Annotated in this window: 24 protein-coding genes and 3 tRNA genes; 10 read left to right on the top strand and 17 right to left on the bottom strand. The window is 70.2% G+C overall.

Annotation, left to right across the window (positions count from 1 at the left end):
* Positions 1 to 63: 63 nt before the first annotated feature.
* Complete coding sequence (locus QOM21_RS17620) at positions 64 to 4,344, bottom strand: PAS domain-containing protein (RefSeq protein ID WP_407551220.1); 4,281 nt, start codon at positions 4,342 to 4,344, stop codon at positions 64 to 66.
* Positions 4,345 to 4,616: 272 nt separating this feature from the next.
* Positions 4,617 to 5,117 (bottom strand): SSI family serine proteinase inhibitor, encoded by a 501-nt coding sequence (locus QOM21_RS17615; protein ID WP_407551219.1) that lies wholly within the window; start codon positions 5,115 to 5,117, stop codon positions 4,617 to 4,619.
* A 239-nt stretch (positions 5,118 to 5,356) separates the two neighbouring features.
* On the opposite strand from QOM21_RS17615, the gene QOM21_RS17610 reads away from it, so the two are divergent.
* Together QOM21_RS17610 and QOM21_RS17605 are read left to right on the top strand one after the other, a co-directional pair.
* A tRNA-Ser gene (locus QOM21_RS17610) sits at positions 5,357 to 5,447 on the top strand.
* A 464-nt stretch (positions 5,448 to 5,911) separates the two neighbouring features.
* Positions 5,912 to 5,984: transfer RNA gene (locus QOM21_RS17605), tRNA-Arg, on the top strand.
* Positions 5,985 to 6,064: 80 nt separating this feature from the next.
* Here QOM21_RS17605 and QOM21_RS17600 read toward each other — a convergent pair.
* The 13 genes from QOM21_RS17600 to QOM21_RS17540 all read right to left on the bottom strand — a co-directional run bounded on the left by QOM21_RS17600 (position 6,065) and on the right by QOM21_RS17540 (position 17,139).
* Positions 6,065 to 7,348, bottom strand: a complete 1,284-nt coding sequence (locus tag QOM21_RS17600) for a tyrosine-type recombinase/integrase (RefSeq protein WP_407551217.1) — start codon at positions 7,346 to 7,348, stop codon at positions 6,065 to 6,067.
* Complete coding sequence (locus tag QOM21_RS17595; protein WP_078889597.1) at positions 7,348 to 7,545, bottom strand: helix-turn-helix domain-containing protein; 198 nt, start codon at positions 7,543 to 7,545, stop codon at positions 7,348 to 7,350. Before QOM21_RS17595 ends, QOM21_RS17600 begins: the two co-directional genes overlap by 1 nt.
* Before the next feature lie 477 nt (positions 7,546 to 8,022).
* Positions 8,023 to 9,498 carry an ATP-binding protein gene (locus QOM21_RS17590; RefSeq protein WP_407550579.1) on the bottom strand — a complete coding sequence of 492 codons (1,476 nt, stop codon included), beginning with the start codon at positions 9,496 to 9,498 and terminating at the stop codon, positions 8,023 to 8,025.
* Positions 9,499 to 9,501: 3 nt separating this feature from the next.
* Positions 9,502 to 10,401: a bifunctional DNA primase/polymerase gene (locus QOM21_RS17585; protein WP_407551215.1), complete on the bottom strand. Its 900-nt coding sequence runs from the start codon at positions 10,399 to 10,401 to the stop codon at positions 9,502 to 9,504.
* Positions 10,402 to 10,490: 89 nt separating this feature from the next.
* On the bottom strand, positions 10,491 to 10,745 hold the full coding sequence (locus QOM21_RS17580; RefSeq protein ID WP_407551213.1) for a hypothetical protein: 255 nt from the start codon (positions 10,743 to 10,745) through the stop codon (positions 10,491 to 10,493).
* 17 nt (positions 10,746 to 10,762) lie between these two features.
* The gene (locus QOM21_RS17575) at positions 10,763 to 11,230 is read right to left on the bottom strand and encodes a hypothetical protein (RefSeq protein WP_407551212.1); all 468 of its coding nucleotides are present in this window, start codon (positions 11,228 to 11,230) and stop codon (positions 10,763 to 10,765) included.
* Between the two features lie 203 nt (positions 11,231 to 11,433).
* The gene (locus tag QOM21_RS17570; RefSeq protein WP_407551210.1) at positions 11,434 to 13,551 is read right to left on the bottom strand and encodes an FtsK/SpoIIIE domain-containing protein; all 2,118 of its coding nucleotides are present in this window, start codon (positions 13,549 to 13,551) and stop codon (positions 11,434 to 11,436) included.
* 144 nt (positions 13,552 to 13,695) lie between these two features.
* Positions 13,696 to 13,857, bottom strand: a complete 162-nt coding sequence (locus QOM21_RS17565) for a pRL2-8 (protein WP_407551208.1) — start codon at positions 13,855 to 13,857, stop codon at positions 13,696 to 13,698.
* A gap of 2 nt (positions 13,858 to 13,859) precedes the next feature.
* Positions 13,860 to 14,177: a hypothetical protein gene (locus tag QOM21_RS17560; protein ID WP_407551207.1), complete on the bottom strand. Its 318-nt coding sequence runs from the start codon at positions 14,175 to 14,177 to the stop codon at positions 13,860 to 13,862.
* 53 nt (positions 14,178 to 14,230) lie between these two features.
* A complete protein-coding gene (locus tag QOM21_RS17555) occupies positions 14,231 to 15,091 on the bottom strand; it encodes a protein spdB (protein ID WP_407551205.1) in 861 nt (286 codons plus the stop codon).
* Positions 15,088 to 15,345, bottom strand: coding sequence for a DUF6284 family protein (locus QOM21_RS17550; protein ID WP_407551203.1), 258 nt, complete (start codon positions 15,343 to 15,345; stop codon positions 15,088 to 15,090). The genes QOM21_RS17555 and QOM21_RS17550 overlap by 4 nt, the downstream gene beginning before the upstream one ends.
* An 83-nt stretch (positions 15,346 to 15,428) precedes the next feature.
* Positions 15,429 to 15,899: a transcriptional regulator gene (locus tag QOM21_RS17545; RefSeq protein WP_407551201.1), complete on the bottom strand. Its 471-nt coding sequence runs from the start codon at positions 15,897 to 15,899 to the stop codon at positions 15,429 to 15,431.
* Between the two features lie 460 nt (positions 15,900 to 16,359).
* Positions 16,360 to 17,139 (bottom strand): GntR family transcriptional regulator, encoded by a 780-nt coding sequence (locus QOM21_RS17540; RefSeq protein WP_407551200.1) that lies wholly within the window; start codon positions 17,137 to 17,139, stop codon positions 16,360 to 16,362.
* Positions 17,140 to 17,155: 16 nt separating this feature from the next.
* Between QOM21_RS17540 and QOM21_RS17535 the strand changes: the two genes are divergently transcribed.
* The 5 genes from QOM21_RS17535 (at position 17,156) to QOM21_RS17515 (ending at position 22,232) form a co-directional block, all read left to right on the top strand.
* Entirely contained in the window at positions 17,156 to 17,635 is a 480-nt protein-coding gene (locus tag QOM21_RS17535) for an NUDIX hydrolase (RefSeq protein WP_407551198.1), read from the top strand.
* Positions 17,636 to 17,916: 281 nt separating this feature from the next.
* Positions 17,917 to 18,870, top strand: a complete 954-nt coding sequence (locus tag QOM21_RS17530) for an ATP-binding protein (RefSeq protein ID WP_407551196.1) — start codon at positions 17,917 to 17,919, stop codon at positions 18,868 to 18,870.
* 3 nt (positions 18,871 to 18,873) lie between these two features.
* A complete protein-coding gene (locus tag QOM21_RS17525) occupies positions 18,874 to 19,869 on the top strand; it encodes a response regulator (protein ID WP_407551194.1) in 996 nt (331 codons plus the stop codon).
* A gap of 548 nt (positions 19,870 to 20,417) precedes the next feature.
* Entirely contained in the window at positions 20,418 to 21,677 is a 1,260-nt protein-coding gene (locus tag QOM21_RS17520; RefSeq protein WP_407551192.1) for a PP2C family protein-serine/threonine phosphatase, read from the top strand.
* Between the two features lie 114 nt (positions 21,678 to 21,791).
* Positions 21,792 to 22,232 (top strand): GNAT family N-acetyltransferase, encoded by a 441-nt coding sequence (locus QOM21_RS17515; protein WP_407551191.1) that lies wholly within the window; start codon positions 21,792 to 21,794, stop codon positions 22,230 to 22,232.
* 64 nt (positions 22,233 to 22,296) lie between these two features.
* On the opposite strand, the gene QOM21_RS17510 is transcribed toward QOM21_RS17515, so the two are convergent.
* Positions 22,297 to 22,797, bottom strand: a complete 501-nt coding sequence (locus QOM21_RS17510) for a hypothetical protein (RefSeq protein WP_407551189.1) — start codon at positions 22,795 to 22,797, stop codon at positions 22,297 to 22,299.
* A gap of 82 nt (positions 22,798 to 22,879) precedes the next feature.
* Here QOM21_RS17510 and QOM21_RS17505 point away from each other — a divergent pair.
* Positions 22,880 to 22,953 (top strand) — tRNA-Met (locus tag QOM21_RS17505).
* A gap of 77 nt (positions 22,954 to 23,030) precedes the next feature.
* Here the strand turns inward: QOM21_RS17505 and QOM21_RS17500 are convergent.
* On the bottom strand, positions 23,031 to 23,831 hold the full coding sequence (locus tag QOM21_RS17500) for an NAD(P)H-dependent oxidoreductase (RefSeq protein ID WP_407551186.1): 801 nt from the start codon (positions 23,829 to 23,831) through the stop codon (positions 23,031 to 23,033).
* Positions 23,832 to 23,902: 71 nt separating this feature from the next.
* On the opposite strand from QOM21_RS17500, the gene QOM21_RS17495 reads away from it, so the two are divergent.
* Together QOM21_RS17495 and QOM21_RS17490 are read left to right on the top strand one after the other, a co-directional pair.
* Entirely contained in the window at positions 23,903 to 24,964 is a 1,062-nt protein-coding gene (locus QOM21_RS17495; RefSeq protein ID WP_407551185.1) for a GlxA family transcriptional regulator, read from the top strand.
* Positions 24,965 to 25,092: 128 nt separating this feature from the next.
* Complete coding sequence (locus QOM21_RS17490; protein WP_407551183.1) at positions 25,093 to 26,079, top strand: DUF2797 domain-containing protein; 987 nt, start codon at positions 25,093 to 25,095, stop codon at positions 26,077 to 26,079.
* The last annotated feature ends 216 nt before the right edge of the window (positions 26,080 to 26,295 follow it).

The raw sequence follows: 26,295 nt of genomic DNA, 5'->3' as shown, positions 1-26,295 counted from the left end.
GGGAAGGCGCGAGGCGTCTCCCCTACGGCGCACCGCTCGTCGGGCGGCCCCCGGACCGCTCCGTCAGTTCGTGCCGATCTTCGCGAGCAGGTCGACGATCCGGGCCTGCACCTCGGCGCTCGTGGAGCGCTCCGCAAGGAAGAGGACGGTCTCGCCGGCCGCGAGCCGCGGCAGCTGGGCCGGGTCCATGTCCGCGGAGGTGTAGACGACCAGCGGCGTGCGGTCGAGCAGCCCGTTGGCCCGCAGCCAGTCCACGATGCCGGCTCGCCGGCGCCGCACCTGCATCAGGTCCATCACCACGAGGTTCGGCCGCATCTGCGTCGCGAGGGTCACCGCGTCGGTGTCCGCGTCGGCCCGGGCGACCTGCATCCCGCGCCGCTCCAGCGAGGCGGTCAGGGCGCCCGCGATGGCGTCGTTCTGCTCGATCAGCAGCACCCGCGGCGGGTGCTGCTCGCTGTCGCGCGGGGCGAGGGCCTTGAGGAGCACGGCCGGGTCGGCGCCGTACGCCGCCTCCCGGGTGGCCTGCCCCAGGCCCGCGGTGACCAGCACCGGGACCTCGGCCGCGCCGGCCGCCTGGCGCAGCGACTGGAGCGCGGTGCGGGTGATCGGCCCGGTCAGCGGGTCGACGAACAGCGCCGCCGGATAGGCCGCGATCTGCGCGTCCACCTCCTCGCGGGAGTTGACGATCACCGGGCGGTAGCCGCGGTCGCTCAGCGCCTGCTGGGTGGAGACGTCCGGCGCCGGCCAGACCAGCAGCCGCCGCGGATTGTCCAGCGGCTCCGGCGGCAACTCGTCGTCCATGGGCGGAGGCTGACGGTCCATCACCTCTATGGCGCCGTTCGGGCCGTCCAGCGGCTCGGGGCCCTCGCTGCCCTCGTCGGGCGCCGAGATGGCGAACGCGCGCCCCTCGCCGACATCCAGCAGATGCGACTGCGACGCCGCGGCCTGCGGCTTCTGCTGCGCCGAGTGCTGCTGGTGCTGCGGATGCTGTGGGGCCTGCTGCGGGGCAGGGGACGGCTGCGCCACCTGCGGCCCCGGCTGCGGGCGCCCGCCTTGGGGGGCCGGGGCCTCCGCGGCCGCCGCGCGCTCACCCTCCTGCGGGGGCGCGGCGAGCTTACGGCGGCGCCCCGACCCGGCGGACGTGCCACCGGGCGGTGTGCTGCCCGGCGGCACCGCCGCACGCTGCTGGTCGGAGATCTGCTGCGCGAACGGCACGCCCTGGCCGAGCGTGCGCACGCTGAACGCCCGTTCCTGGGCATGGCCGGGCGGCGGACCCCCGGCGTCGTCGGCGGGCGGCAGCGGCTGCCGGGGCGCGGGCGGCTGTCCCTGCGCGGGGGCCGGGGCCTGCTCCGGGGCCTGACCCGGCGGCTCCTCGACGGGGCTGGGGCGCCCACGACGGCGGCCCGTCGGAGCCGGAGCCGGAGCCGGAGCCGCGGACGCGTCCGCGGCCGGGGCGATCCCGGGCGCCGCGCCGGTCACCGTACCGGTCGCCTCGGCCGGCTCGGAGGGCTGCGCCACCAGCCCTTCCGGGCCCGCCACGAACGTGCCGGACGCCTCGGAATCGGCCATCGCCGCGGCCGCCCGCTCCTCGGCGGCGGCCCGCCTCGCGCGCCTGCGGCCGGTCGGCTCGGCGTCCCAATCGCCTTGTGCGTCGACGTGGTTGCCCGGTCCTTCGAGGGCGAGGCCGGTCTGCTCACCCGGTGCCGCGTCGGGCCCGCCCGCCACCGCGCGGCGTGCCCGGCGCCGGCCGGTGCCACCGTTGTCCTGCGGGCCCGCCTGCGCGGGCAGGGACGGCGCCGACTGCGGGGACCGGTCCGCCGCGGCGGGCGGCAGCGCGAACGCCGTACGCGCCCCTGCGGGTGACAGCGAATCCGCGGACCGGGAGGACGACGGATGCGGTGCGCCGCCCGGCTGCGGTGTCGCGTCGGACGGGTGCCCGGGGCCCCGCTCGCCCGCCGCGGGCCGCTCGGGCGCCTCGGCCAGCGCCCGGCGCGCACGCCGGCCGGCCGGCTGCACCGGCGACAGCCCCTGGGGCCCGCCCTGACGCTGCTCGTGCGCCTGTACCTGTGCCTGTGCCTGCGTTTGCGCCGGGGCCGGCGGCGGGGTGTGGTTCCGTGGTGCGCCCTGCGCCCCCGCCGGGAGCGCGGGCAGCGCGCTGCCCTCCGGCGCCGCCTGCCGCGCCCGTCGCCGACCGCTCGGCGGAACGGCCTCGGCGCCCGGAGGCACCGCCGGCCCTGCCGTGCCCGGTCGGCCGCCCTGACTGTCGCCCTCGGAGCCGCCCGCCGCGTTTGCGTGCTGCGGCTGTGGCTGGGCACTCACCCCGCCGCCCGGCGTACCGGAGCCGGACGTGTCACGCGGGTCGCCGCTCGCGGCTGCCGGAGCCGCACCGCGCTCCTCCGCGGCGGCCGGCCCCTGCCCGTTCTGCGGTCCCGTCCCCTGCCCCGGTCCCAGCGCCCGCGGACCGCCGGACGTCTCGCCCTGCTCCGCGCCGGAGTGCCGCGCCCGCCGACGTCCCGTCGGCTGCGCGCCGTTCGCCTGGGCGGGCAGCGCCACACCGCCGCCGTCCGAAGAACTCTGCCCCGTGGCGCCGCCGAGGCCACCGCCGTCGGTCCCGTCGGAACCACCAGGACCCGGGCCGCCACCGGGGCCTCCGGAACCACCGGCGCCCCCGTCACCGCCCTCGGTGCCCTCGTCGCCCTGCTGCCGGACGCCCGCACCGTCCGTCCCGTCCGCCGCCTGCGTGCCGCGCGCTCGGGCCGCCGGAACCGGCATCACCGTCGTCTCGTTGCCCGTCGTCTCCGGCGCACTGTCCGGCTGCGCCGCAGCGCCGTCCGCCGCCATCGGCAGCTCCAGCACATACGCGCTGCCGCCCGCGCCCGGCGCACCCGGCACGTCGTGCGTCTGCACCAGGCCGCCGTGCTGCCGCACGATCCCGCGGACGATCGGCCCGTGGACCGGGTCCCCGCCGCCGTAGGGGCCGCGCACCTCGATCCGTACGACATCACCGCGCTGCGCGGCCGCCACCACGATCGTCGAGTCGCCGGGGACCGGCCCCGTCCGCGCGCCCGCGTCCCCGCCGCCGGCCGACATCCGGCCCGTGGAGTCCACGCCCGCGACGTCCGCGATGAGGTGGGAGAGGGCCTGGGCGATCCGGTCGGCGTCGACGGTGGCCTCTATGGGCGGCGCGTGCACCGCGAACTGCGCCCGGCCCGGCCCGATCAGCTCGATCGCGCCCTCCACGCCCGCCGCGACGACGCCGTCGAGCGAGACCTTCGCGCGGTTGAGCCGGTCCGTGCCGGAGTCCAGCCGCTGATAGCTCAGGACGTTGTCCACCAGCGTCGTCATCCGGGCGTGCCCGGCGGCGAGGTGATGCAGGATCTGGTTCGCCTCGGGCCACAGCTGCCCGGCGGGATCGGAGGCGAGCGTGCTCAGCTCGCCGTTCAGCTCCTCCAGCGGCCCGCGCAGCGCCTGGTCGAGCACGGCGAGCAGCTGGGCGTGCCGTGCCGCCAGCGCCTCGTAAGGGCGGCGGTCGGTGAAGGTCATCACCGCGCCGACGAGCTGATCGCCGTCCCGCACCGGCGCCGTCGTCAGATCCACGGACACCGCGCGCCCGTCCTTCGCCCACAGCGCCTGCCCGCGCACCCGGTGCTTGCGCCCGGACTTGAGGGTGTCGGCGAGCGGGGTGTCCTCCCACGGCAGCGGCGAGCCGTCCGCCCGGGAGTGGTGGATCAGCGGATGCAGCTCCTTGCCGCCCAGCTCGCTGGCCCGGAAGCCCAGGATCTGCGCGGCGGACGGATTGACCAGGACGACCTTGCCCTCGGCGTCGACGCCGACGACGCCCTCGGCCGCGGCCCGCAGGATCATCTCGGTCTGCCGCTGCTGGCGCGCCAGCTCGGTCTCGGTGTCCAGCGTCCCGGTCAGATCGCGGACGACGAGCATCAGCAGCTCATCGCCGGTGTAGCCGGTCCGGTGCTCGGCGTACGCCGCCTCGAAGGCGGACTCGTACGGCGTGCGGCCGTCCTCGAGGTTGGCGCTGGTCACCTCGACCAGCAGCTCCGTGCCGTCGGTACGCCGCGCCACCATCCGGGTCGGCTTGGTGCGCGGGCCCTCGATCTCCTCGTCCCGGCGCCGCATGGAGCCGGGGATGCGCTTGGAGTCGAAGGTCGGCAGCAGATCGAGGAGGCCGCGCCCCACCAGGGCGGTGCCCGGCGCCTCGAAGGTCTCCAGGGCAATGGTGTTGGCGTTGACGACCGTGCCGTTGCAGTTGACGAGCAACAGCGCGTCCGGGAGGGCGTCGAGTATGGCTGCGAGGCGAGCAGCGCCTCGGGATGGCCTGCTGCTCACGACGACGCTTCCTCCCTGTTACCGCACCTTGCCGACCCACCGTGGCAGGTCGCTGGAAAGGAGTCTACGGGCACTTGCCCGCGACGCGGAGGCGGATGACGAGGAGGTAATGCCACGGCTGTGCGCGACTCACCGCACGCCGGACATGTGCCCCGCGTCCTGATCTGCCGCGCCACTCCGGCACGAAACGGTCCGCCAACAGCCGTCCGTCCCGCGGCCGGACCCCGCGCCGCGCCGGACCACGCCCGCATGCCGGCCGGTCCCGGGCCGGCTCACGAGGAGGTCGCCGGCAGCACCGGCACGAAACGGCCCCAGCGGTGGATCTCGCACCCGTTGGTGCGGCGGAAGTCGGCGTCGATCGGGCGTCCCGCCCAGGTGCCGGTGACATGCGCGGTGGCCGGGCCGCCGTACATCATCGTGCACTGCGCGCTCTGCGGAACGGGGGCGAACGGGTCCTCGCCCCACCGCGACATCCCGTCCAGCTTGTCGCAGGCGTCCTTGGCGGACCGGTGCGTGCCACCGTCGGGGTGGCAGTACAGCTCGAAGGTGCCGTCGGTCCGCGGTGAACCGGAGTGGTGCACGGTGACCGTCAGGTGGTCGGAGGGCCGGGGCCCGAAGAGGAGGGGCGGCAGACCTTCCGGGGCGCGGTGCTGGGCCAGCGGGATCGGGGCGGCCGCGGCGGCCGGCGTCAGGGCGAGGGCGGCGACGGCGGAGACGACGGACACGGCGGCGGTGGCGGCCGCGGCGAAGAGGGAGGTCCGGCGGTGCGGCATCACAAGCTCCAAGGGCGAGTGCGGGGCGGGCACGCGGTGCGTACGCGCTGGGGGCGTACGACTGCGTGGCCGCACGGCCCCGCTTCTCCTAACGCGCCGCCGACGCCGACGTTGCGCCGCGGGAACGTCTTTGCCGCTCGGGTCGCCTGCCTAGTACGGTAGGGGGCGATTGGTGACAGCCCGCAGAGCTGTGCCATCATCTGGACACGCCACAGCGCGCTTGCGCGTGTGGGGTGTGTGGAGGCGTCGCCTAGTCCGGTCTATGGCGCCGCACTGCTAATGCGGTTTGGGGCTTACCCCCCATCGAGGGTTCAAATCCCTCCGCCTCCGCTTCTCTTCGTTCAGGCCCCGGTCGTCCGCGACCGGGGCCTGAACGCTTTTCCGTACCCGATCGCGCATTCCCTTCGTGCCCTCCGGCCGACACCCGACGCCCTCCGGCGACTTCCTTCTCCTTCCTTCGGGTTCTGTGGGTGCCGGTACGTGTACGCCCCCGCCGGCCCGCGCGACCGCTGCGAGGCCGTCCGCCCCGGCCCCCCCCGGAACGCGCGCCCGCTGCGGTGACGAGGGCGGATGTCTCCCTGTGGGCCGGGGCCCCTTCGAAGAGGACGACGCCCACCCGAACTTCATCCGAATCGCCGGGGAGCCCGCCCGGCGAGAACCGCCCTCAGAACCCCCTGCGAACGCGTTTGCGCAGGTCAGAGGGGGTTGGGGGAATGGATTTCACCTCACGGCGCCGGTCATGTAATGTTGTTCCCGCAACGCCGACCGGCAAGAAAAACCGCCGGGAAAGCCAAGCGCTCGTAGCTTAACGGATAGAGCATCTGACTACGGATCAGAAGGTTGCAGGTTCGAATCCTGCCGAGCGCACACAGGTCAAAGGCCCCCTGGACATCGTCCAGGGGGCCTTTGACATCAGCGGGTGACATCAATGCGGGGTGCGCTGGGCATCACGCGACCGGCTGGTCCTCCGGGTCGTCCTTCTCTTCGTCGCCCAGGTTGTCCACCCCCAAGGCGTCGTCCATCCGGTCAGCCGCAGCCTTGAGAGTGGTCTGCATCACATGGGCGTACGTATCCAGTGTCATGGTGATGGTGCTGTGGCCCAGCGTCTCCATGATCGTGCGGGCATCGACGCCCTGAGCCAGCAGCAATGAGGCGCAGGTGTGGCGGAGGTCGTGCACCCGTACGCGACGGACCTTGGCGTTCCGGCACAGGATCGTGAGCATGCGGTTGAGGCTGCGGGGGTCAGTGGCCCGGCCGGTGGCTGTGGTGAAGACCAGGCCGTTCGGCTGGTCGGGGACCGGCTGCCATTTGGAGCCGGCCACCTTCCGTTCCTCGTCCTGCTGCGCCTTGTGGGCGATGAGAGCGTCAACGCACCTCTTCGGCAGGGACACCGTTCGGAGCGACCGGGCCGTTTTCGGTGTGCCGAAGAGCAACTCGCGCTTGATGCGTTGGAGATTGCGCCGGACCCGGAGCTGACCGGCGGCCAGGTCGATGTCCGACCAGGTGAGCGCAAGAGCTTCCCCGCGCCGAAGGCCGGTGGAGATGAGCAGCAGCCACAGGGCGTAGAGGCGGTGGTTGCGGGCCGTCTTCAGCAAAATTCGGGCCTCAGCGGCATCCAAAGGCTGTACCTCCTGGGGTTCGACGGTGGGTGTCTCGACGATGCGGGCGACGTTGCGTGCGATCAGTTCCTCCCGGACGGCCTGCTGGAGCGCGGACCGAAGCACTGCATGGATGTATTGCACGGTGCGTGCCGATGGCCGGCGCCTGCAGCACTTGTTCACTGCGCAGCAAGTCCGGTCGTCCTTGTCGCGTGCCGCGTCAACTCCTCGCAAGCAGCAGAGGCAGCCGCCCTTGAACGCTGCGAGGAACAGTCGGATGTCGGTAGGGGAGAGGCGATTGAGCTTCTTCTTGCCGAGGGCGGGTTTGATGTAGAGCCGTGAGAGGCCCTCGTAGCTGTTGAGCGTCGCGGGCTTGAGTCGGTTGGGCGCGATGGCTGCGAGCCAGTAGGTGAGGAAGTCGCCGAACGCCATGGCGGAGGTAGCGGCGGGAATTCCCTGCCGGGTCTTCTCCTGCAATTCGATGAGCTTGTTGCCCACGTCCTCGCGAGTCTTGCCGTAGACAAACTTCCGTACCCTGGTCCCGTCGGGCCGGTAGACGTAAGCGGCGGCGTGATAACGCCCGTCAGTGCGCTTGGTGATCGTTCCTTCGCCGTTGGCGCGTCGCTTGGCCATCAGGCAGCTTCCTCCAATCGGTCGCGCATGTACGCGCGGACGCTGTCGACCGGGATGCGGCGGGCCCGCCCGATCGTGATGCTGGGGAGTTCGTTCGAGCGGATGAGGTCGTAGACCTTGCTGCGGCTGAGGCGCAGTGCCGTCATGACTTCCGGCACCCGTAGCGCGTCGATTGAGGTGGGCGGAGCTGTGCTCACGGCTGCCTCCACGGGCTGGCTCTCTGTTGAGTTGGTAGGGCGGACGCGCCCGTTTCCACGTGGCGCCTGTCCGAGGCGCGGATTCCTGCGTCATTGCGTCATCAGCGTCATTTGCGCTTCTGACCTGCGGTTTTGTGTGACGCAGCGGTTTGGGGGTGCGTCATCGCAGCGTCTTGGGCTGCGTCATCGCATGACGCAGATGACGCAGGATGACGCAGCCGCTTCCGTCTGCGTCATGGCTGGTGCCGCAGGTCAGGTGCCGTTTTTTGGCCTGCATGACGCAGATGACGCAGCGTCTTCCCTCTTAGGACAAAAGAGGGGGTGTTTGTTGTAGTTGGGTGCGCCTCACAGCGTGAAGAAGGAGCCGCTGCGCGGCGCGCCTTGGGGCGGCGTTCCGCCGAACAGCAAGAGGAGCAACTCTGGCGTGGGCGGCATGTTGCTCTTCTTGCTTGTCCGGGCGAGCGCGCGAATCTCGGGTCAGAACATCGGCTTCGGGACGTGCGGTGGCGGGGCCTGTAGGCGGGTCATTTCGAGGTAGCGCCCTTCGCTGGTGCGGCCCGTGTCGATGAGGACACCGCGAGCGGCAAGCGTCGGCTGGAGGCGCTTGAGCCGGTCGGAGAGGACTTTGCCCGTGGTCGGCCAGCCCTTGGGCACGGGACGCAGTTCGTCGCCGCTGTAGAGGCGACTGAGGCAGTGCAGCCACTCGGTTGAGGTCATCCGCTGCTCGCCGCCCGGCTCGATGGTGTCGGCATGCCGGAGAACGGTCTGTGCGAGGAGATCGCCCTCGATCACGTCGTCGTTCAGATCGTCCAGACTGGCCCGGTAAGCGGTGAGCGCCCCCAGGCCGGTTGCCGCATCCAGCTGCGCGCACAGGTGGGCGAAGTCCGCCATCCGCAGGTCGGTGGGGGTCTCCGCGTCGGCTGCGCGGACCTTGACCGTGAGGTCCAGGAGCGAGCCGAGGACCACGGGCAGCACCTCCGCGTACTCGGTCCACAGTTCGGCCTCGGTGCGCCGGACGCGGGGCCGCTCCAACCGCAGCGGCAGGAGCCGTTCCGCCAAGTCGGCCCGGATGACTCCCACGTCGATACCGGTCAGCAGCAGGGGCCGGCGGTAGCCGACGCGGAACACGTCCCCGTCGGTGAACAGGGCGCGCTTGACGTTCTCAGCGCCGGTGACGACGCAGCACACGGCGTCGGACAGGTCCGGCGTCATGTGGGAGAGATTGTCCAGGGCGGTGACCCATCCCGCCGCCACGGCCGCGATCAGGTTCTCCTCATCCTTCGGAGCGCGGCGCAGGTCCCCGCTCATGCCCTCGATGATCCGCACGAGCATCCGCCCGCCGGTGGACTTCCCCGCGCCCTGCGGCCCGGTGAGGAACGGCGCCGGAACCGGCACGGACGGCCCCAGGCAGCCGATCAGCCACGCAATGGCCAGGCATTCGGTCTCAGCGTTGGCGAAGTTGCACAGCTGCATCAGCAGGTCGATGCCCTTGCCATCGGTGTCCTTGGCCGGCTGGGGGAGTTCCCCGGTGAGCTGGGTGCGCCGCCAGCAGACCTCACGCGGGTCGGGCGTGAGGATCTCCCAGCCGGAGGGGTGGATGCGGACGGACTGCCCATCGGTACGCCCCAGGTCCAGCCACGTCGCCCCGTCGAAGCCGGGAGCGACGCGGATGTTCACGGGCTGCACGTCCTCGGACAGCGCCAGCGCTTCGATCAGATCCAACGCCTCTTTGAGCGCAGACCCGTTGAATACGCCGATCCCGTCCTTGAACAGGCCGACCATGAGTTCCTGGCGATGGCTGCCCGTCGTGCCCTGGGAGCGGATCGGACGGGCCACGGGGTGGCCGTTCTTCTGCGCGTACACCGTCCCGTCAGCGGTGCGGAAGTACCGGAAGTGCGATTGCGCGTAGTCCGCGATGACCTCGCGGGCGGGAGTCTTCTCGTCCTCGGACATGACTCACATCCCCAGTGCGGTGCGGGCGTTGGTCCACGCGTCGGTGCAGTGGCGGGGCGATTCGCCCTTGGCATGCGCGGCGGTGAACAGCCGCGCGACGTGGGCGTCGGTGAGGCAGCCACACCGGCCGTGCCTGGACAGCACGGCGAGGAAGGTCCGGTAGACGGTGGCGTGCACCGCGCCGGAGGCTTCGGTGATGCGCTGCTCCGCCATGGCGATGCCACGTTCCAGGTACGTGGGCGTGCGGTGAGGGCACTCCCCGCCCCCGGCCAGTGCGGGCACGGTGACGGCCGCCGGGCGGACTGTGGTCGGCTCCTTCACGGTCAGCGCGCGCACCACGTCCGGCAGGTCGGTCATGCTGCCGGTGCCGGGTCCCAACCACCGGGCGTAGGCCATCGTGGACTTAATGTCGACGCCGGGCCGCACGTCGTTCGCGGACTGCATCGCACCCTGGTAGAGCCAGTGCTCTCCCCGGGTCGTCGGCACGGTCCGTGTGGCGGGCAGGGTCTCGCGGGCCCATGCGATGGCTTCGGCGTCGTCCAGGTCGACGACGGTGAGACCGGCGCCGCCGGGGTGGTAGGCCACCCCAGCCGCTTCCCGCCACGCTCGGGCCCACGCCGTCGAGTTGATGACAGCGGGATCGGTGGTGGCGGCGGCCCAGCCGTGGCACGGGTGCGGGCAGGTGCAGGGGCCCGGGGTCTTCATGTTCGGCCGGCCACCGCAGGCGTTGCCCGCGCAGGTGCGGCAGTTGCCGAACGGCACCTTGCCCCGGCGCAGGGGCAGCACGGGCACGCCGGACGCCGCGAGGCTCAGCGCGGTGCGCAGGAGGGGCGCCGCCTCGGGCCCGCTGCTCAGGCCGGGGACGATGTGCGGCTCTCGCCGGATGGTGGTGGGTTGCGTCATGCTGGGGTATCTCCAGTTCCTTGGTTGGTTCTGGCTGGCAAGGGCGGCCCCGCGGCTTTGGCGAGACGGTGGGGCCGCCCTTGGCGTAGCTAGAAGGGGGGTTGGTCGCTGTAGCCGGGCGGGGTTCGGCGCGGCCAGCGAGGCAGGGGCAGCAGGATCACGGCCCACTGGGTCCAGCACGGGCAGGGATCCCACTCGGTGCCGGCGTACTCGCCGGTGTGGTCGCCGTAGTCATGGGCGGTGCCGCCGTCGCCCTGGCAGTCGGGGCAGTCGGGGCGGGGCGTGTTGGTCAGGGCCAGCACCCGATGGGTCCAGCCGATGGCCTTGATGCGGAGTCGGAGCATGGGTGATTGGTCTCCTGTCAGCCGTAGAACTTGTTGCGCTTGATGACGGCCCGGCGGATGTTGACCGTGGTGCCGCCGCTCTGGTGGCCGCTCGCGCTGAAGAGCTGCACGGCGATCCATCCGCCGAAGATGACGGCGGCCAGGATGATCAGTTGGGTGATGAACGCGGTGAGCGCTGCGATGAACGAGGTGAGCAGGAGCAGCCCGCCGCACACGGCGAGGAAGCCGACGCCTCCGAGGGCGACGTTCACGGCCGTACGGGAGACGGCCGGCTTGACCGCGACGGGCTCCGGGCGGGCGGGTTCGATGGCGTAGCCGGTGACGACGCGGCCGTCCGGGAGGACGATGCTCGCCACCGCCGGAACGGCGCTCGGCTGTACCGGCACGATCGGCGCCGGGGCGGGGGCGACGGGCGGGTATGGGGTGGGCTGGTGGACTTCCACGGCCCGCTGTACGGGCACGTGCGGGGCGTGGTCGGGGTACATGTGGAATCCCTTCCGGCGCGTGGCCAGGGAGGCACAGACACCCCCTGCCGGGGGCGTTGTGGAGGGGTATTCGGGGGTCTGACCTGCGTGCCTCCCTGACTCCCTGAACGATCATTTGTCCAGGTCAGAGCCAGGGATGCGGGTCAGGGAGGCGGTTAGGGAGTTCTCCCTGCCTCCCTGACCCGTCGGCGGCGCGCTCCCTGTCATCCGGCGGCGGAAGCGGAACCGCCCGAGTCGCGGTCGGCGAGGGCGCGGACGATGCGGTCGCGGGCGACGACCATGACGCCGTCGGACTTGTAGGGTCCGGCGCCGGCGTCGTCCAGGACGCGCTTGAGGTCGATGAATGACCAACCGCCGTACGCCTCCGGATTGCGCGTCGCGAGCCGGGCGAGGACGTCCTTGGTCCGCACGCGGGGCGCGTCGCCAACGACGGCGGCAATGTCGGCAAGAGAGTCGTGCGCTTCTTCGCTCTCGATGGCGTGCCGGGTGGTGACGCCGTCGCGCAAGGCCTTGGCCCGGTCGGTGAGGGCTTCGGCTGCGTCGTCGTCGATGTAGTGCGTGCGCACCGTGATGGACGACTGCCCGGCCGGGATGTCGATGCCGCTGGAGGCCAGCACCAGGGTTCCCTGGTCCAGGCCGGGGCGTAGCAGGTTGGGTGCAGCGCCGCCGTCAACGGCCTTGTCTCCCAGGGCCATGCGGGCCTGCGACTCCGTACCGAGGGCGAGGGAGGCGCGGGTGTGGGCGCCCTCGCGGACCAGCTTGGGAAGGTTCTCGTTGGTCGGGTCCTGGGTGCCCTGCCACATCAGCACGTTCACGGCCCGTCCCTGGTTGTGGATTTTCCGGACGGCCATGAAGTACCGGGAGTTGGCCTTCGACCCACCGTACGGGCGCTTCTCGGCGTCCTTGGCGGGACACATGAACGCCACCTGCGCTTCGTCGACCAGCACGATCAGCGGCGGAAACACGGTGCCGGGCGGGGCCTGGATACGGCGGTTCATCTCGTGCACCGCGCCTTCGACCATCTCGGTCACCTGGATCACGTGCTCATCCGTCGGACCCTGGATCAAGGTCTTGGCGAGACCGTCGAACATGGCCCAGTCGCCCACGCCCTTGAGGTCGCCCATGAGGAACTGCACCGACTTGTCCAGCGCGAGCCACAGGGCCAGGGAGCGCAGGGCAACGGTCTTGCCCTGGTTGGACAGGCCCGTGATGAGCAGGTGGCGCTGGTACAGGCTCAGCGCGGCAGCATCCCCGCGCAGGTCCTGGCCCCAAGGCGCCTTTCCCTTGGCGTAGTCGGCGGTCATCGACTCGTCGGTGACCAGCGGCGACGGGCCGATCGGCTCATCTAGCGCCCCGGAGTCGGCCACCCACAGCCGGACCGTGCGGGCGGCCTGGGGGATGGTGATGAACACTTCGTGTTCGTGGCGGGTGAGGTTTTCGGCGAGCTTGCGGCGCTTGCTCTGCACCTCGTTGGTCGACACCCCGGAGGGGAGGGTGACGTCGACTTCCACGCCGCATCCGGCGATCCGGATGGGCCCCAGCATGGAGGCGCCGGCGTCGCCCATCTCCTTGATGGCCCGGGCCAGGGCGGGGACTCCGAGGTCGCGCAGGGCCTTGACCACGATGGACGGGGTGATCGGCTCGCCCTCGTCGGACCGCGCGTTGACCGGGAGCGCCCAGTTCGGGGCGGCCTGCTGCTTGCGGCCCACTGACCACAGCGCGAACAGGGCCAGGAAGGGGCCGATGGACAGGGCCGGGCCCCATACGACCTGCACGATCCGGATCAGCAGCGCGATGAAGTCGATCGTCGCGCCCAGCGGCGTGATGACGTCACCGACGTCCTTGGTGTTGATGGCCATCACGACGCCGAGGGCGACCAGCACGCCGATGCTCACGCCGGCGCCGACGGCCACGCCCTTGGCGGCGTCCATGGGCGAGTGGAGCAGGTCCATGCGGCGGTGGTGGCGGGCGGCGCGGAAGCGCTGCAGCTTCTCTTCCCACTCGTGGGCCATCTCCAGGTTTCCCGCGGCTTCGGCGGCCCGGATCATGCGCTCGTAGCGGGACCCGGTGCGGCCGTCCCACGTGCGGCGGGCCACGATCCGGCCCCCGTTGAACGTGTAGAGGCTGTGCCGCGTCACGGAGCGCGCGGCGGTCTTGGTGGTGTCGTGAGTGACCGCGTGCTTCACGGCGCGGCCGGAGCGCACCCACAGTGGCACGGGCCGCGCGGGCGGGGCGTCGGGCACGACGGTGAGCACGGTGGGGGCGGTGTCGGCGGCCGGGGGGTCGGTGGGCTTGTGGAGGTGGACGACGTTCTCAGACATGCTGGAAGCGCTCCTGACTGCCCCATAAGGGGCCGGAGTTAGGGAGAGAGCCGGGGCGGCCGGGTCCGTGGCAGGGACGGCCACCCCGGGCAGCAGAGACGGGCGGTGAGCGTCACGCGGCGGGCAGTGCGCCGGCGGGCGCGGTCACCACCAGCGGGACTTCTTGGGCACGAGCTGGGGGTGGCCGTTGACCATGTGGTCAACGCACTGTGGGCAGTCCTCGCGGGGCCCGAGCTTGCGGTGAACGCTCCGGTCGTGGGCGTGCTGCCAGCACTGCGGGCACTCGCCGGGAGGCGTGTCCTTCATGGTCACCACCACCCCGACGACTTCTTGGCCGCCTTGTCGCGGGCGGCCTCGGTGATGAGCCGCTGACGCTCGCCGTGCAGGGCGGTCAGTTCCGCGTTCAGCCGCATCTCGGCAGCGCTGCCGAGAGAGTCGATCTGTTCCTCAGCGCGGGCGGTGCTTCGGCCCCGGGCGGCGCGGTAGGAGCCGCCGGCCAGGGCGCGGGCCATGGCCCGGCGCTCGCTGCCGTTCATCGGCCACGACTCGCCCCGTCGGACCGCTTCCAGCTTCTTCGTGGTCGCCTGGATCTCGCGGTCCAGGCGGCGGAGGTCGGAGTTGCCCATCTCAGGTGCTCCTCAGGGAATTCGATGAGGGGAGGCGGCCAGGCCGAGCCGCGTCACGCGGCGACGCGCTTCCATGCGGCCCGCAGGCGGACCTCGGAGGCGGAGTGGCCGGCGGCGCGGAAGCGGACGGCCATCTCGCGGTAGGACAGGGCGGGTGTCTCGCTGTACCGGATCTGGTCGACGAGCGCGTCGAGGGCTTCGTCGGTGAGGCCAGGTGCCGCCTCCGGGAGTGCGGGGACCGGCTCGGTGGGGCCCCAGACGGGCAGTTCCCAGCGGGGCGTGACGCCGGGTGTGACGGGGGCCGTCACGCTGGTCAACGCCGGTCCGGTGTCCTCGCCGTCCCGTGCCGTCGCCAGCGTCGACCATGCCCGCGAGAGGCTGTGGGCGGTCTTTGCCTGGACGCGTGCGACGCGTGCGCCGGCCGCCGTCACGGCCGTCAGCCGGGTCTCCTCAGTGACCGCCGTGGCCCGCAGCCGCGCGCGGGCCACGGCCGCTTCGTCCCGAGCCTCTTGCTGGATGCCCCGGATCGCTCCAAGCGCGCCCGGGGTGAGCGCGGTCCGCTCCCACAGACTGTGCACCAGCCACAGGGCCTTCGCCGCGATCGGCAGCCACGCCACGGCCAGCCACGCGCCGGCGGATGCTTCGGCGGTGAGTGCGTGCGCCACCAGGACGCCGGCGGCGAGCAGGCCGAAGCACCAGCCGACGGCGGTGACCGCGCGGTTGTGGTCGCCTTGGGCGGCCAGGCGGCGTTCGTAGGCGAGGGTGGCCAGCCATCCCCCGTCGATCCCGAGACCGACGACCAGGGCGACGCCCCAGGGCATCGAGTCCCCGAGCCACATCATGACCACGGCCAGGGTCAGCACCATGGACACCGCCGTCATCGCGACGGCGGGCAGGACGGTCTTGGCTTTCATGCCGCGTCCCCCGTCCCGGCCTGGTTGGCCAGCTCACGGCGAGCGGCGAGCACCTTGCGCCGGGCCCGCCGAATGCGGCGGGCGTCCAGCTCGTTCGGCGTGCGGTCGAGCGTCATGATCTGGGCGTCCAGCAACTCGACCTCGGCGGAGATGACCGGCAACTCCCGCTCGATCCGGTCGAGCTCGGCGTCGGACGGCTCCAGATCGATTGCCGTGGCGGTGAAGAGATCCTGGGTGGGGAGAATGAGCTTCATGGGTCGTGGTTCCTCTCGAAGTGACGGCCCAACAGCGGCTCCGGTGTTCCAGCACCGGAGCCGCGCCGTCGTGTGGGGTGGATTCAGACGGTGGCGATGATGAGCGCGGCGACCAGCAGCCACAGGTGGTGGAAGGACTGGTCCAGCGCGTAGGCGCCGGTACCGAGGTGGGCGGCCGGGCCGCCCTTGGCGGTGACGGGATGCGCGGGGTGGGTGGCGGTGCCGAGGCTGTAGAACTCGGCCTTGCCGGTGACCTTGGCCAGCCACGCCAGCGTGCTCCGACGGTCGGCCCACCAGTGCGTCACCGCATCCACGCCGATGCCGGCCACCAGTCCGACGGCGGAGAGGTTCAGACCCAGCAGGGCGGCGACGGGCAGCAGTAACGCGAGCTTGGTGGCGGTCAGGGTGGCGACGTGCCGCGCGCCGGCCAGGCGGCCGACCCATCCGGGGCGACCCTTGACTGCGGACTGGCAGGAGGTCTGCACCCAGTGATCACCCACGCTGTGAGCGACGTACAGGGCGACGAACACGGCGGCGAAAGCAGTAGCGGACATCGAGGTCCCTTCGGAGATAGATCCGGACTGTCCGGCTCCCCTCAGCCCCGCCCGTACGGCAGCGAGCCGGACGGGCGGAGGAGGCAGCCGGCCCGCCGCAACAGAGCGCAGCGGGAAGGCGTGGTGGTGTGTGTCTCCTTCAGGCCAGCAACTCCCGTACGAGGTAGAGCCGCTGTGCCTGGCGAAGGCGTATGGAGACATGACCTTTCGGTCTAAGCCCTCCGGTGAATGACAAGGCGCCGGGCCGCCTCCCCCCGTCCGCTGCGGGGCTCCTGGGTGGTGAACCTGGGCGCCGACGAGGCGCCCGGGCAGGCAATGCACGGAGGTCGAGACCTCCTGAACTCCTGCACTCATGTACTTATGTGCAGGAGTTGCTGCCATGAGAATGCCCAACTCCTGCACATGAGTCAACCCGCCGCGAGAGCTTTCTTCGCGGCGGGCTGGAAGAGGTGAGGCGTCGTCAGTCTCCGGCGGGGATGCGGTAGTCGAGAACGAACTGGTCAGCCGCCATGACGGTGTCGCAGACCTCGACCACCCGGTCGTCCTCGCTCTCCGCATTCCTGATCAGGTGGATCACGGGTGAGCCCGGGCTCAGGCTCAGGGCGCCGCTCTCCTGCTTCGTGGCGAGCCGGGCGCGGACAGTCTCAGTGAACTCCTTGAGCATGTGCCCGTTCTCCTCGAGGCGCGCGTAGATACCGCCGCCCCCGGGGTTCTCCGCAAGCAGCTCGGGGATGGCCTCCGCGATGTCCCAGGGGAGGTACGACGTCGCCTCTTCCGTGGGCGTCCCGTTGCTGAAGTACAGACGTCGGCGAGCCAGCACCTTGGTGCCGGCGGGTACGTCCAGGCGCTCGGCGATCTCGGCTGGTGCTTCCGTGGGGCCGATGTACAGCACGGTCACGCCTGCGGTCTTCCCGGCCTGCTCGGACTCCGCGAGGTAGGCGGCCTTGCCGGCCTTGCGGTGGGACCGCCGGAAGCGATCCGACGACTTACGGCGTACCGGCGGTTGGCTCTTCACAAACGAGCCCTTGCCGTGGTGGGTGTCGATCAAGCCGGTAGGCCGGAGCTCTGCCACGGCCTTGCGCGCCGTGCCCTGGGAGACGGAGTAGCGAGCCATGAGCTCCGACTCGCTGGGAACCTTGGTTCCAGGGGCGAGGACTCCGGACCTGATCTGCTGCGCCAGGTCTTCCGCGATCTGTAGGTACCGTGGCTGACCTGAGTTTCTAGAGGCTGCTGTGCCCATGTCCTTCAGTCCTCCTATGCTCCTGTACATGAGTAACGCTAACCGGGAAGGCCGGTCAATGTCGCTTCACTCGGTTTCGGTGGCTGGGGTGGTGGTCCGCGAGGACGGCCGCGTTCTCGTGATCAAGCGTGCCGACAACGGCGCTTGGGAGGCCCCGGGCGGCGTCCTCGAACTGGACGAACGCCCCGAGGACGGTGCCTGCCGAGAGGTCCTCGAAGAGACCGGCATCAAGGTCGAGACGGAGCGTCTGACCGGCGTCTACAAGAACATGACCCGAGGCGTCATCGCCCTGGTCTTCCGCTGCCGGCCGGTCGGCGGCGAGGCGCATACGTCAGACGAGTCCCAGGACGTTCGCTGGTTTACTCGCGACGAGGTCGAGAGCCACATGGTTGAGGCGTACGCGGTGCGCGTTCTTGACGCGCTCGATGTCGGGGCGCCCCAGGTGCGTGCTCATGACGGGCGCCACTTGCTGAGATCGGATCCTTCGGCGATCTAACTCCCTTACGTTGTAGGCGCATTGGAAGCCGAGCGATAGCGTGAGTCCGTGACACCAACCGTTGGAGTTGTCGGGCCTGGGGGAGGGGCTGGTGCGGTACCTATGAAGCGCGTTCTTGCAGCAAGAGCATCAGTCGTTGTCCGCTGCGGCAGGTTCGAACGTAGCTACAGACCAGGCTGTACTGGCTTTCTGGATATCGCTCGGCATCCGTGGATAATTCATCAAGATGGCAGGCCTACATGCGCTGAGATAATTAGCACACACTCAGCTTGGGGGTAATCATGGATTCTTCGACTGCGGCAGTTCTGGGTGGCCTCGCAGCCCTCGTGGGTAGCCTGACATCGATGGTAATTACGTTTCGAGTTGTTTATCGCAACCGGCGGACCACGATCGAAATTTCGCATGGGTTTGAACGGTTGATGTACGAGCAGACGCGAAACAGCTCGGAGGCAGAGCGGTTTCGCGCGCTTTTGCCTGAACTGATTGAGAGAATCCCCGAAGAGACCTTTTCGCGCGTCGCGGGCGAAATTGCTGGATCAGTTGCGCAAGTCACGAACGTAGGGCGTGATCTACATCTGCATAGCGTCGAGCTAGGTGCGGAGAAGCTCCGTCTAACTCAAGAGATTGCTCACTCGCTTCGGACGCCGTTGGCGCAGATCGAAGCTGCCGCGCTTTCCCTCGAAACCCAGGGTCTTGGTGAAGGCGGCGAGTCATTGCAGCGGATTCGGCAAGGCGTTGATATCTGCAAGTGCTTCATTAGCGCCTATCGGAATCACGGGAGAGTGCAAGGGGGAGCCAGCGGCTGGTCCCCCGATTCGATTTCGAAAATGCTGATGTCTGCAATCTCTTTCTATGCTGAAAGCGTGTCCAAATTTCCGCAAATCGAGTTCGATGGAATCCCGGACGAAGTGGCAGGGTACGCGAATGATTTCATCATCGCCGCACTCTTGCCCTTGGTTGAGAATTCCGTCGAGGCGGTACCGGATCGTGGAAGCATTGCTCTATCTTTCTCTGCCGGTGGTGAATTTGTGAAATTTGTCTTGGTTAACGACCATGGAGGGGGGGATATTGGGGAGGTCATCTTCGAGCGAGGGTATACAACTAAGGAGGATCATCAAGGTGTAGGCCTATCGGTCAGTAAGGGGCTGATCGAAGAATTTGCTGGCGGGGCTATAGGTTTCGAGGTAGTTGATGGGCGTGCCGTTTTCACTGTGTCGCTTCCTGGGCGGAGGTAATTCGTGTACGCGGTTATAGTGGTCGACGATTCTGCCAGCATGGCAGATCAACTCGCCGAGCTTATTAAGCTACGCACGGGCCTTCAAGTGCTTGCGTGCCATACCCCTGAAGAAGCGCTCGTTGCCGTACAGGAGTACCCAATTCGGGTTGCACTGCTGGATCAGCGTATGCCGTTGCGAAGTGGAACTGCGCTCTATTCGGACATCCGGCAAATAGCTCCAGAAGTGAAGGCCGTTATGGTGACAGGTGAGGCGAGTTCGAGCGAAGTTGGCCAGGCCTTGACGTTAGGTTTTTCTGACTACGTGCAGAAGGGGGAGGTGAGTAAGCTTCCCGAGGTTGTACTTAAATGGTACTGCCAGTACGAAATTGATTCCGCCGCCGATGCGGCATCTGGCGGTTTTGAGATTCTGGAGGTGGGGCGTCGGAGATTTCTGCTTTTCGGGGATCGAATCCAGTATCGGCTAGTGGCTCTGGAGGTTCTCGATGATGCTTATGTGGTTCCTGACAGTTGGAGTACTGTGCAGCAGATTAATGCTGGCCAGGAAAGGAAATGTACTTACAGCGTAAGTGTTAAAGATACTTTCATCGTGGAGGATTCGCGCCAGTACGCTGCGAAGGCTAAAGGGGGTCTTGCTGGGGAGCTTTCTAAAAATGCAAAGCTGTCCGCGAGTGTTGAATCTGCGGTTACTAGAGCCGTGAAGAAAACGAGGACCTCTGAAGTGGCCGTAACTGAGACCGAGGAGGTTACGTATCGCCTGCCCGAGGAAACTTCGGACCCTGAAGTTAACTATGTGAAGTCGCGGCACATCCAGTGCGCCCCGGCATATAAGCGACTCCGACTGGTTGTGGAAAAGTCTTGCACCTGTTGCGAACAGGGGAACTTCGAGCCGCTGATCGTCCTTTCCTTTGGTGGTGCATATGCCACCCAACAGGTTGACTACTACCGTGATGGTACGAGCGCGACGATTGCGACTGGGTTGATCCGCCCGCCTAGCTAGCACGGGAACCTTCCAGCTGACATCAATGCCTGACATCAACAGGGACGCACGCCGGGAGACTCCAGCACACGGGTTTGCCAGTGCGGCGGCTCCCGCAGCCCAGGTAGCCACGGCAGCTCCGGGTGCGGCACCCGCCTACGGATCAGAAGGTTGCAGGTTCGAATCCTGCCGAGCGCACAGCAGATCAAAGCCCCCGCCGGGTAATCCGGGCGGGGGCTTTGTCGTGCCGCTGAGGGGCTCGGGAGTCGGCCCGTCGGAGTGCAGGTTGATCTGCGGCTCTCGTGCGGGCGTTCGGGTGGCGCGCTGGATGTGGCGGGGTCGCGATCCGAGGCGCTGTATGTGAGCCGGGCCACTGGACGGCTTTGCGTGCCCGGCCGCGACTCACCCCGACAGGCCATTCAGGATGGCGGCAGGAGCCGGGAGCGGCACATCCTTGTCAGGAGCGGAGGCTTTCCTTGCCGTTTCGGGCAGCCGGACAGGCGCACCTGGACAGGCCGACGCCTTGCCGTCGTTGGGAAGGGCAGCGCGTGGCGGACCGTAGGGGTTGGGTGAGCGACCTGCTCGCGGCGGTGCAGTCCGCGCAACCGGTGAAGTCGGTCGCCGTGCTGGCGAGGGTCTTGCAGGAGCAGTTCTCCGCCGAGGAGGTCTCCTTCCTCATCACCGATCGCGGGGGCAGTGCCGTGGTCCGGCTGACGGGGTCGCGGGAGGAGGGCGGCGCCGTCGCGCCCGAGCCGCTCGCCCTGGCCGGCACGGTCTATGAGGGTGTGATCCGCTCGCAGCAGCTGTGGGTGAGCGCGGAGCCGGCGGAAGGCGAGGCCGGGCGGCGTAGTCCCCGGGTGGTCGCGCCGGTGACCGACCGGGGGGACGCGATCGGGGTCCTGGAGCTGACCCTTCCCGCCCACCCCGACCGGGAGACGCTGGAGGAGATCACCGAGGCCGCCCGTGTGCTGGCGTATGCCGTCGTCGTCAACAGGCGCTTCACCGATCTGTACGAGTGGGGGAGGCGGACCACTCGGCTGTCCCTGGCGTCGGAGATCCAGCACCGTCTGCTGCCGGAGTCCTTCACCTGCGACGCCGGACCGTTCATCGTCGCGGGGTCCCTGGAGCCGGCGGCCGATGTCGGCGGGGATACCTTCGACTACACCCTCAACGGTCACGGCCTCAACCTGTCCCTGACCGATGCCATGGGCCACGACGTGCGGGCCGCTCTGCTGGCCACTGTGGTCGTCGGTGCCCTGCGCAACGCCCGCCGCGCGGGTCTCGGTCTCGCCGCACAGGCGGACGCCGCCAACAGGGCGGTGCTGGAACACGCCGTGAGCGAGCACCGCGCGGTGCTCGACGAGACCGCTCAGGTGGCCCATGCGCTGGCCGAGCACGGCGCCCAGGCGATGGTCACCGGACAACTGCTGTGGGCCGCGTTCGACACCGGACGCACCGAGTTCATCAACGCGGGCCACGTCTGGCCCCTTCTCCTGCGGGACGGCCGGGTCGAAGAGATCACTCCGGTCGTCGACCTGCCGTTCGGCATCGCACCCCACGCCGAGTACCACGTCCAGAGCCTGGACATGCGCCTCGGCGACCGTCTCGTCCTGCTCACCGACGGCATGCTGGAGCCGCACGGGCACGATCTGGAGCTGCGGCGCCTCATCGAGGAGACAGGCGCTCTGCATCCTCGTGAAGCGACCCGCATCTTCACGCAGTTCGTTCTGAGGGCCAGCGACCACGATCCACGAGACGACGCCACAGTGCTCTGCCTGGACTGGGCCGGCCCCGGATGGTCCGACGGCACGCCGCCCCTCCTCGGTTGAGCCGGTGGAGCCGTCCGCACCTCGATGTCCGCGCGGAGGTGGAGGCGGTCGGCATCAACTTCGGCGGGTTTTTATGCGGTTGACGGCCCACGGGGTGCGGGGTTCGCTGTGGCGGTGTCGAAACTTCGTGTCGAAGCGGTGGATGGCGAGGCCGCGCTCAAGGACTGGCAGTACGTCCACAACCTGATCGTTCCCAGTGCCGCGCTGTCCCTCGACGAGGTGCGCGAGCGGGCCGGGCGGTATCAGCTGGACGTCGCGTACCTCGATGACGTGGTGGTGGGCTGCACGACGGTGCGTCCGCCCACGAGTGACGAGCCGGCGGCCACGGTGATCGCTCGGGTGCTGTCCGAGCACCGGGGGCGAGGGTTCGGGGGAGCGCTGTACGCGCGGGGGCTGGGGCAGGCGCGCGGGTTCGGCGTCGGGGTGATCGAGACGGTGGTGTGGGGCGCCAACACGGAGGGGCTGCGGTTCGCGCGGAAGCAGGGGTTCGTCGACGTCGAACGGTATGTGCTGCCGGGGGACGAGGTGCCCTGGTTCACGTTGCGGCTGGCGTGAGTTCTGCCCGCCTGCGGAGTCATTGCCGCCCCGCCCGGGCGAACCGGGCGGGGTCTGCCATGTGTCAGATGGTTGTGGAGGGGTCGGTGGGCCACGGGGTGACGACAACCTGGTGGATGTCCTCGTAGACGATGCGGCCGGGGCGTGTGGAGTGGACGCGGCGGCAGGGGATGTCGTGGGCGGCGAGGATCGTCAGGTAGCCGTCGACGCGGCCGATCAGTTCGAGGGACGTCGACTTGAACCAGGCCACGGCGCCCGGGTTGACGGCCGGGTCGTAGACGGTGGGGTCGACGGTCGTGGGGTCGGGGTAGTTCGCGTCGTACCAGTCGTTGTGGGTACGTCGGAAGCGCTCCTGGTCGGGGGTGAGCTTGCCGTTCTTGGCAAGGGTGTTGACCAGGGCGAAGACGCCGGGGAAGTGGCCGCGGGGGTGGCGTGTGGTGCCTTGGAACCGCACGAAGTGGGGAACCGGCAGCGGCTCGGGACCGGGGTCGGCGTGCAGTCCGAGGGGTGAGTGGCGGTGCTCGTCGGTTGTGGTCCTGGCGGGGTCCGGGGCGGGGTGCGGCATGCGGTCTCCTGGGCGGGGCGGACGGGGGCTGAAGAAAGGATTAGGCGTTGGGCGGCGGGTCGCGTAGTGTCTGACCTACCGACGCGGGGTGGAGCAGCTCGGTAGCTCGCTGGGCTCATAACCCAGAGGTCGCAGGTTCAAATCCTGTCCCCGCTACTGACGCCGTAGGCCCGGTGGATTCTTCCACCGGGCCTACGGCTTTTTTGCTGTTCTGGGAGGGCTGTTCCCGTTGGTCAGCTCGGCTCGGCGTGTGACGGTGGGGGCGGGGTCGTGTAGTGGGCGGCCGGGCCCTGGTGGCCGCCGGCCAGGTGCGGGTGGAGGAGGAGTTCGTCGTCGTAGTCGCCGGTGTTCTGGTGGCGGAAGGGCAGCGGCTCGGTGGTGGGGAGAGTGCGCAGGCGCTCGCGCAGGCGGAGGGCGGCCGTCTCGTAGTCCTCGCCCGTGGCGCGGTCCGCGCTCGGGATGAGCAGCGGGGGGACGACGGACATGCCGGTGTACCAGAGGGTGCCGTGCTGGAGGGGGAACAGGAGGTCGTTGAGGTCGCCGTTGACGCCGCGGGGGCCGAGGGTGGCGGCGCGGGCCCCGGCGGTGACCACGACCATGGCGCGCTTTCCGGCCAGCTTGCCGTCGCCGTAGCGCCGAGGGCGGCCGGTCGCGGGGTCGGTGAGGCCGAAGGCGAAGCCCTTGACGAAGACCCGGTCGAACCAGCCCTTGAGGATGGCGGGCATGCCGTACCACCAGAGCGGGAACTGGACGACGAGCGTGTCCGCCCAGGCGAGTTTCTCCTGCTCGGCGCGGATGTCGGGGCTCAACCGGCCTTCTGCGTAGGCGCGTTCGGAGGCGTCACCGATACGGAGGCGGTCGTCCGGGTCGTGGGCGTAGTCGTCGGCGTCGACGACCGGGTTCCACTTCATGGCGTGGAGGTCGGAGACCTCGTGCCGGTGGCCGTGTGCGTCGAGGGTCCGCAGCCCCTCGGTCTTGAGGGCGCCGCTGAGCGAGCGGTGATCGGGGTGGGCGAACAGCCAGAGGACCTTCATGCCGTCCACTGTCCGACGGGGCGGCGGCGCGAACGAGTGGCCCGATGGCCATAGTGTGCAAGGATCGGGCCATGGGAGTCATGGAGAGTGGTCGGAGCGGACGGGCGTCTTCCGGGGGCGGGACGCGGGCGTTTTCCCCGGACGGGCGGCACCGGGTCGCGGTGCTGGTGCGGGACGGGATGCTGCCGATCGAGGTGGGGATCGTGCACCGCATCTTCGGGGAGGCCAGATCGGCGGCCGGGGAGCGGCTCTATGAGCTGGTGACCTGTGCGCCGGAGCCGGGCGAGGTGCGCACGGACACGGACTTCACGGTGAATGTCGCGCACGGGCCGCAGGTGCTCGCGGAGGCGGACACCGTCGTCGTACCGGCCTCGGGGGTGGACTACGCCCCGGGGACGGAGCGGAGCGCCGGCCGGCTGAGCCCGGCGATGGCCGATGCCCTGGCGCACATCCGGCCGGGGACGCGGCTCGCCTCGATCTGCACGGGGGCTTTCGTCCTGGCGGCGGCCGGGCTGCTGGACGGGCGGCGGGCGACCACCCACTGGCGGTCGGTGGCCGACTTCCGCCGGCTGTTCCCGTCGGTCGAGCTGGACGCGGACGTCCTGTACACGGACGAGGGCGATGTGCTGACGGCGGCGGGCGTCGCCTCGGGGCTGGATCTGTGCCTGCACATGATCCGCCGTGATCACGGGGCGGCCGTGGCCAACGACGTGGCCCGCCGCACGGTGGTGCCGCCGCACCGGGAGGGCGGCCAGGCGCAGTTCATCCGGCGGCCGGTCCCCGAGCCCCAGCTGTCCTCGACGGGGGCGGCGCGGGCCTGGGCGCTGCAGAACCTGGACCGGCCGCTGAGCCTGCGGGAGCTGGCGTCGCGGGAGGCGATGAGCGTCCGCACCTTCACCAGGCGGTTCCGGGAGGAGGTCGGGATCTCGCCGTTGCAGTGGCTGACGCAGCAACGGATCGAGCGGGCACGGCAGTTGCTGGAGGAGACCGATCTGACCGTGGACCGGATCGCGGCGGAGGCCGGCTTCGGCACGGCGGCCTCGCTGCGCCAGCATCTGCAGTCGGCTCTAGGGGTCTCCCCTCGGGCGTACCGCAGCACGTTCCGGGGGCCGGAGCTGCGGCTGGTGCGGTAGGGGGCGCTTTCGGCCGGGCGCTGCGGGGCGGCTTCGGCCGCGTGGGCGGGGCGCCGGGGCGACTCGGGCCGAGGCGGGGCCGCCTTTCGGGGGCTCGGCCGGCCGGTCGCGGGCCGTAGGCTGGCGGCGTGTGGCGATGTACGGGACCGCGCTGGTCCGGCGGTGGAGCAGGGGCGGCGGGACGGTACGCGCAGCGTCTCGGCTGGTACGGCGCCGAGCGCGGCGAAGAGCGCGTCAGCATGCTCCCTGCGGGCAAGGCTCTGGCGTTCGCGGCACGGGGTGAGCGGCGGTGCCTGGGTGTGTGGCGGGCCGGCCGGTGGCTCGTCTGCCCGTATGCGGCGGTGCTCGACGGGGCGAGCGCGAAGGACCAGTGCGCGCGGTGTGCGCAGCTCGACCGGTCGCGTTCGGTGGCCGCGGACACCATGGCCGACGACAGGCGCCCCTACGGGGTCTATCTCGCGTACTTCGGTCCCGGGCTGCTCAAGGTGGGGATCACGGCCGCAGAGCGGGGCCCGGCGCGTCTGGTGGAGCAGGGCGCGGTGGCGTACGCATGGCTGGGGCGCGGGCCCCTGATGGCCGCGCGGCGCGCGGAGGCGCTGCTGGGGAGCGCGTTGGGTATCCCGGACAGGTTCGGGAAGGCGGCGAAGCGGGCGGCGCGCGGGGCGCTGCCGCCACCGGCCGAACGAGCCGCCGAACTCGCCCAACTCCACACCACCGCGACGGCGTTGACCGGATGGCCGGAGACGCTGGAGCCGGTGGCGTTCCGCTGTGATGATCACGACGAGCTGTTCGGGCTGGACCGGATTCCCGCGGAGGCGCCGGAGCTGGCGGGCCTGCTGCCGGGCGCCGAAATCGTGGGTGAGGTGCTGGCCGGGGTCGGAGCCGATGTGTATCTGCGGCTGGCGGAGGACGGCGAGGCGGCGGGAGCCGGGGACGGGGAGCACGGTGTGGTGGCTGTGCTGGACGCCCGGATGCTGTCCGGGTGGGTGCTGGGCCCGGCAGAGGGGCGGGTGACGACGGTGCCCGTACGCGCCGCCGCGTACGGCTCGGCGGCGCGGCGCGGTCCGGGGCGGCGGGAGGAAGAGCGGGGCGGCGGCCAGGAGGGGCTGTTCTGAGGAGGGGGAAGAGAAGAGGGGCGTTGGGGAGCGCAGGGGAGTAAGGGGGAAGGCCGGGCGGCGCGTGTGCCGGGGGCGCTGACCTGTGGGGGCGTTTTCCCTCAGGGCTTTCTCTGATAGGTGTGGGCGGCACGGATCGCCTCCGGCGAGAGCGGAGGAGGCGTCGGGTGGTGGACGCCGGACAGGCCGGAGTCACGGGTCGGTGCCGGGCAGTCG

The sequence above is a fragment of the Streptomyces sp. Pv4-95 genome, from assembly GCF_045782725.1.
In the GTDB taxonomy this organism is placed as follows: domain Bacteria; phylum Actinomycetota; class Actinomycetes; order Streptomycetales; family Streptomycetaceae; genus Streptomyces.
Note: the sequence above shows the minus strand (reverse complement) of the source record. Positions and strands in the feature narration are given on the sequence as shown.

What these genes read in the sequence shown, in the direction of transcription:
- QOM21_RS17615 (WP_407551219.1), bottom strand. Translation starts at nt 5,117, where the DNA reads ATGCCGCACCGCCGGACCTCCCTCTTCGCCGCGGCCGCCACCGCCGCC.
- QOM21_RS17600 (WP_407551217.1), bottom strand. Translation starts at nt 7,348, where the DNA reads ATGGCCAAGCGACGCGCCAACGGCGAAGGAACGATCACCAAGCGCACT.
- QOM21_RS17590 (WP_407550579.1), bottom strand. Translation starts at nt 9,498, where the DNA reads ATGTCCGAGGACGAGAAGACTCCCGCCCGCGAGGTCATCGCGGACTAC.
- QOM21_RS17585 (WP_407551215.1), bottom strand. Translation starts at nt 10,401, where the DNA reads ATGACGCAACCCACCACCATCCGGCGAGAGCCGCACATCGTCCCCGGC.
- QOM21_RS17580 (WP_407551213.1), bottom strand. Translation starts at nt 10,745, where the DNA reads ATGCTCCGACTCCGCATCAAGGCCATCGGCTGGACCCATCGGGTGCTG.
- QOM21_RS17575 (WP_407551212.1), bottom strand. Translation starts at nt 11,230, where the DNA reads ATGTACCCCGACCACGCCCCGCACGTGCCCGTACAGCGGGCCGTGGAA.
- QOM21_RS17570 (WP_407551210.1), bottom strand. Translation starts at nt 13,551, where the DNA reads ATGTCTGAGAACGTCGTCCACCTCCACAAGCCCACCGACCCCCCGGCC.
- QOM21_RS17565 (WP_407551208.1), bottom strand. Translation starts at nt 13,857, where the DNA reads ATGAAGGACACGCCTCCCGGCGAGTGCCCGCAGTGCTGGCAGCACGCC.
- QOM21_RS17560 (WP_407551207.1), bottom strand. Translation starts at nt 14,177, where the DNA reads ATGGGCAACTCCGACCTCCGCCGCCTGGACCGCGAGATCCAGGCGACC.
- QOM21_RS17555 (WP_407551205.1), bottom strand. Translation starts at nt 15,091, where the DNA reads ATGAAAGCCAAGACCGTCCTGCCCGCCGTCGCGATGACGGCGGTGTCC.
- QOM21_RS17550 (WP_407551203.1), bottom strand. Translation starts at nt 15,345, where the DNA reads ATGAAGCTCATTCTCCCCACCCAGGATCTCTTCACCGCCACGGCAATC.
- QOM21_RS17545 (WP_407551201.1), bottom strand. Translation starts at nt 15,899, where the DNA reads ATGTCCGCTACTGCTTTCGCCGCCGTGTTCGTCGCCCTGTACGTCGCT.
- QOM21_RS17540 (WP_407551200.1), bottom strand. Translation starts at nt 17,139, where the DNA reads ATGGGCACAGCAGCCTCTAGAAACTCAGGTCAGCCACGGTACCTACAG.
- QOM21_RS17535 (WP_407551198.1), top strand. Translation starts at nt 17,156, where the DNA reads ATGCTCCTGTACATGAGTAACGCTAACCGGGAAGGCCGGTCAATGTCG.
- QOM21_RS17530 (WP_407551196.1), top strand. Translation starts at nt 17,917, where the DNA reads ATGGATTCTTCGACTGCGGCAGTTCTGGGTGGCCTCGCAGCCCTCGTG.
- QOM21_RS17510 (WP_407551189.1), bottom strand. Translation starts at nt 22,797, where the DNA reads ATGCCGCACCCCGCCCCGGACCCCGCCAGGACCACAACCGACGAGCAC.
- QOM21_RS17500 (WP_407551186.1), bottom strand. Translation starts at nt 23,831, where the DNA reads ATGAAGGTCCTCTGGCTGTTCGCCCACCCCGATCACCGCTCGCTCAGC.
- QOM21_RS17495 (WP_407551185.1), top strand. Translation starts at nt 23,903, where the DNA reads ATGGGAGTCATGGAGAGTGGTCGGAGCGGACGGGCGTCTTCCGGGGGC.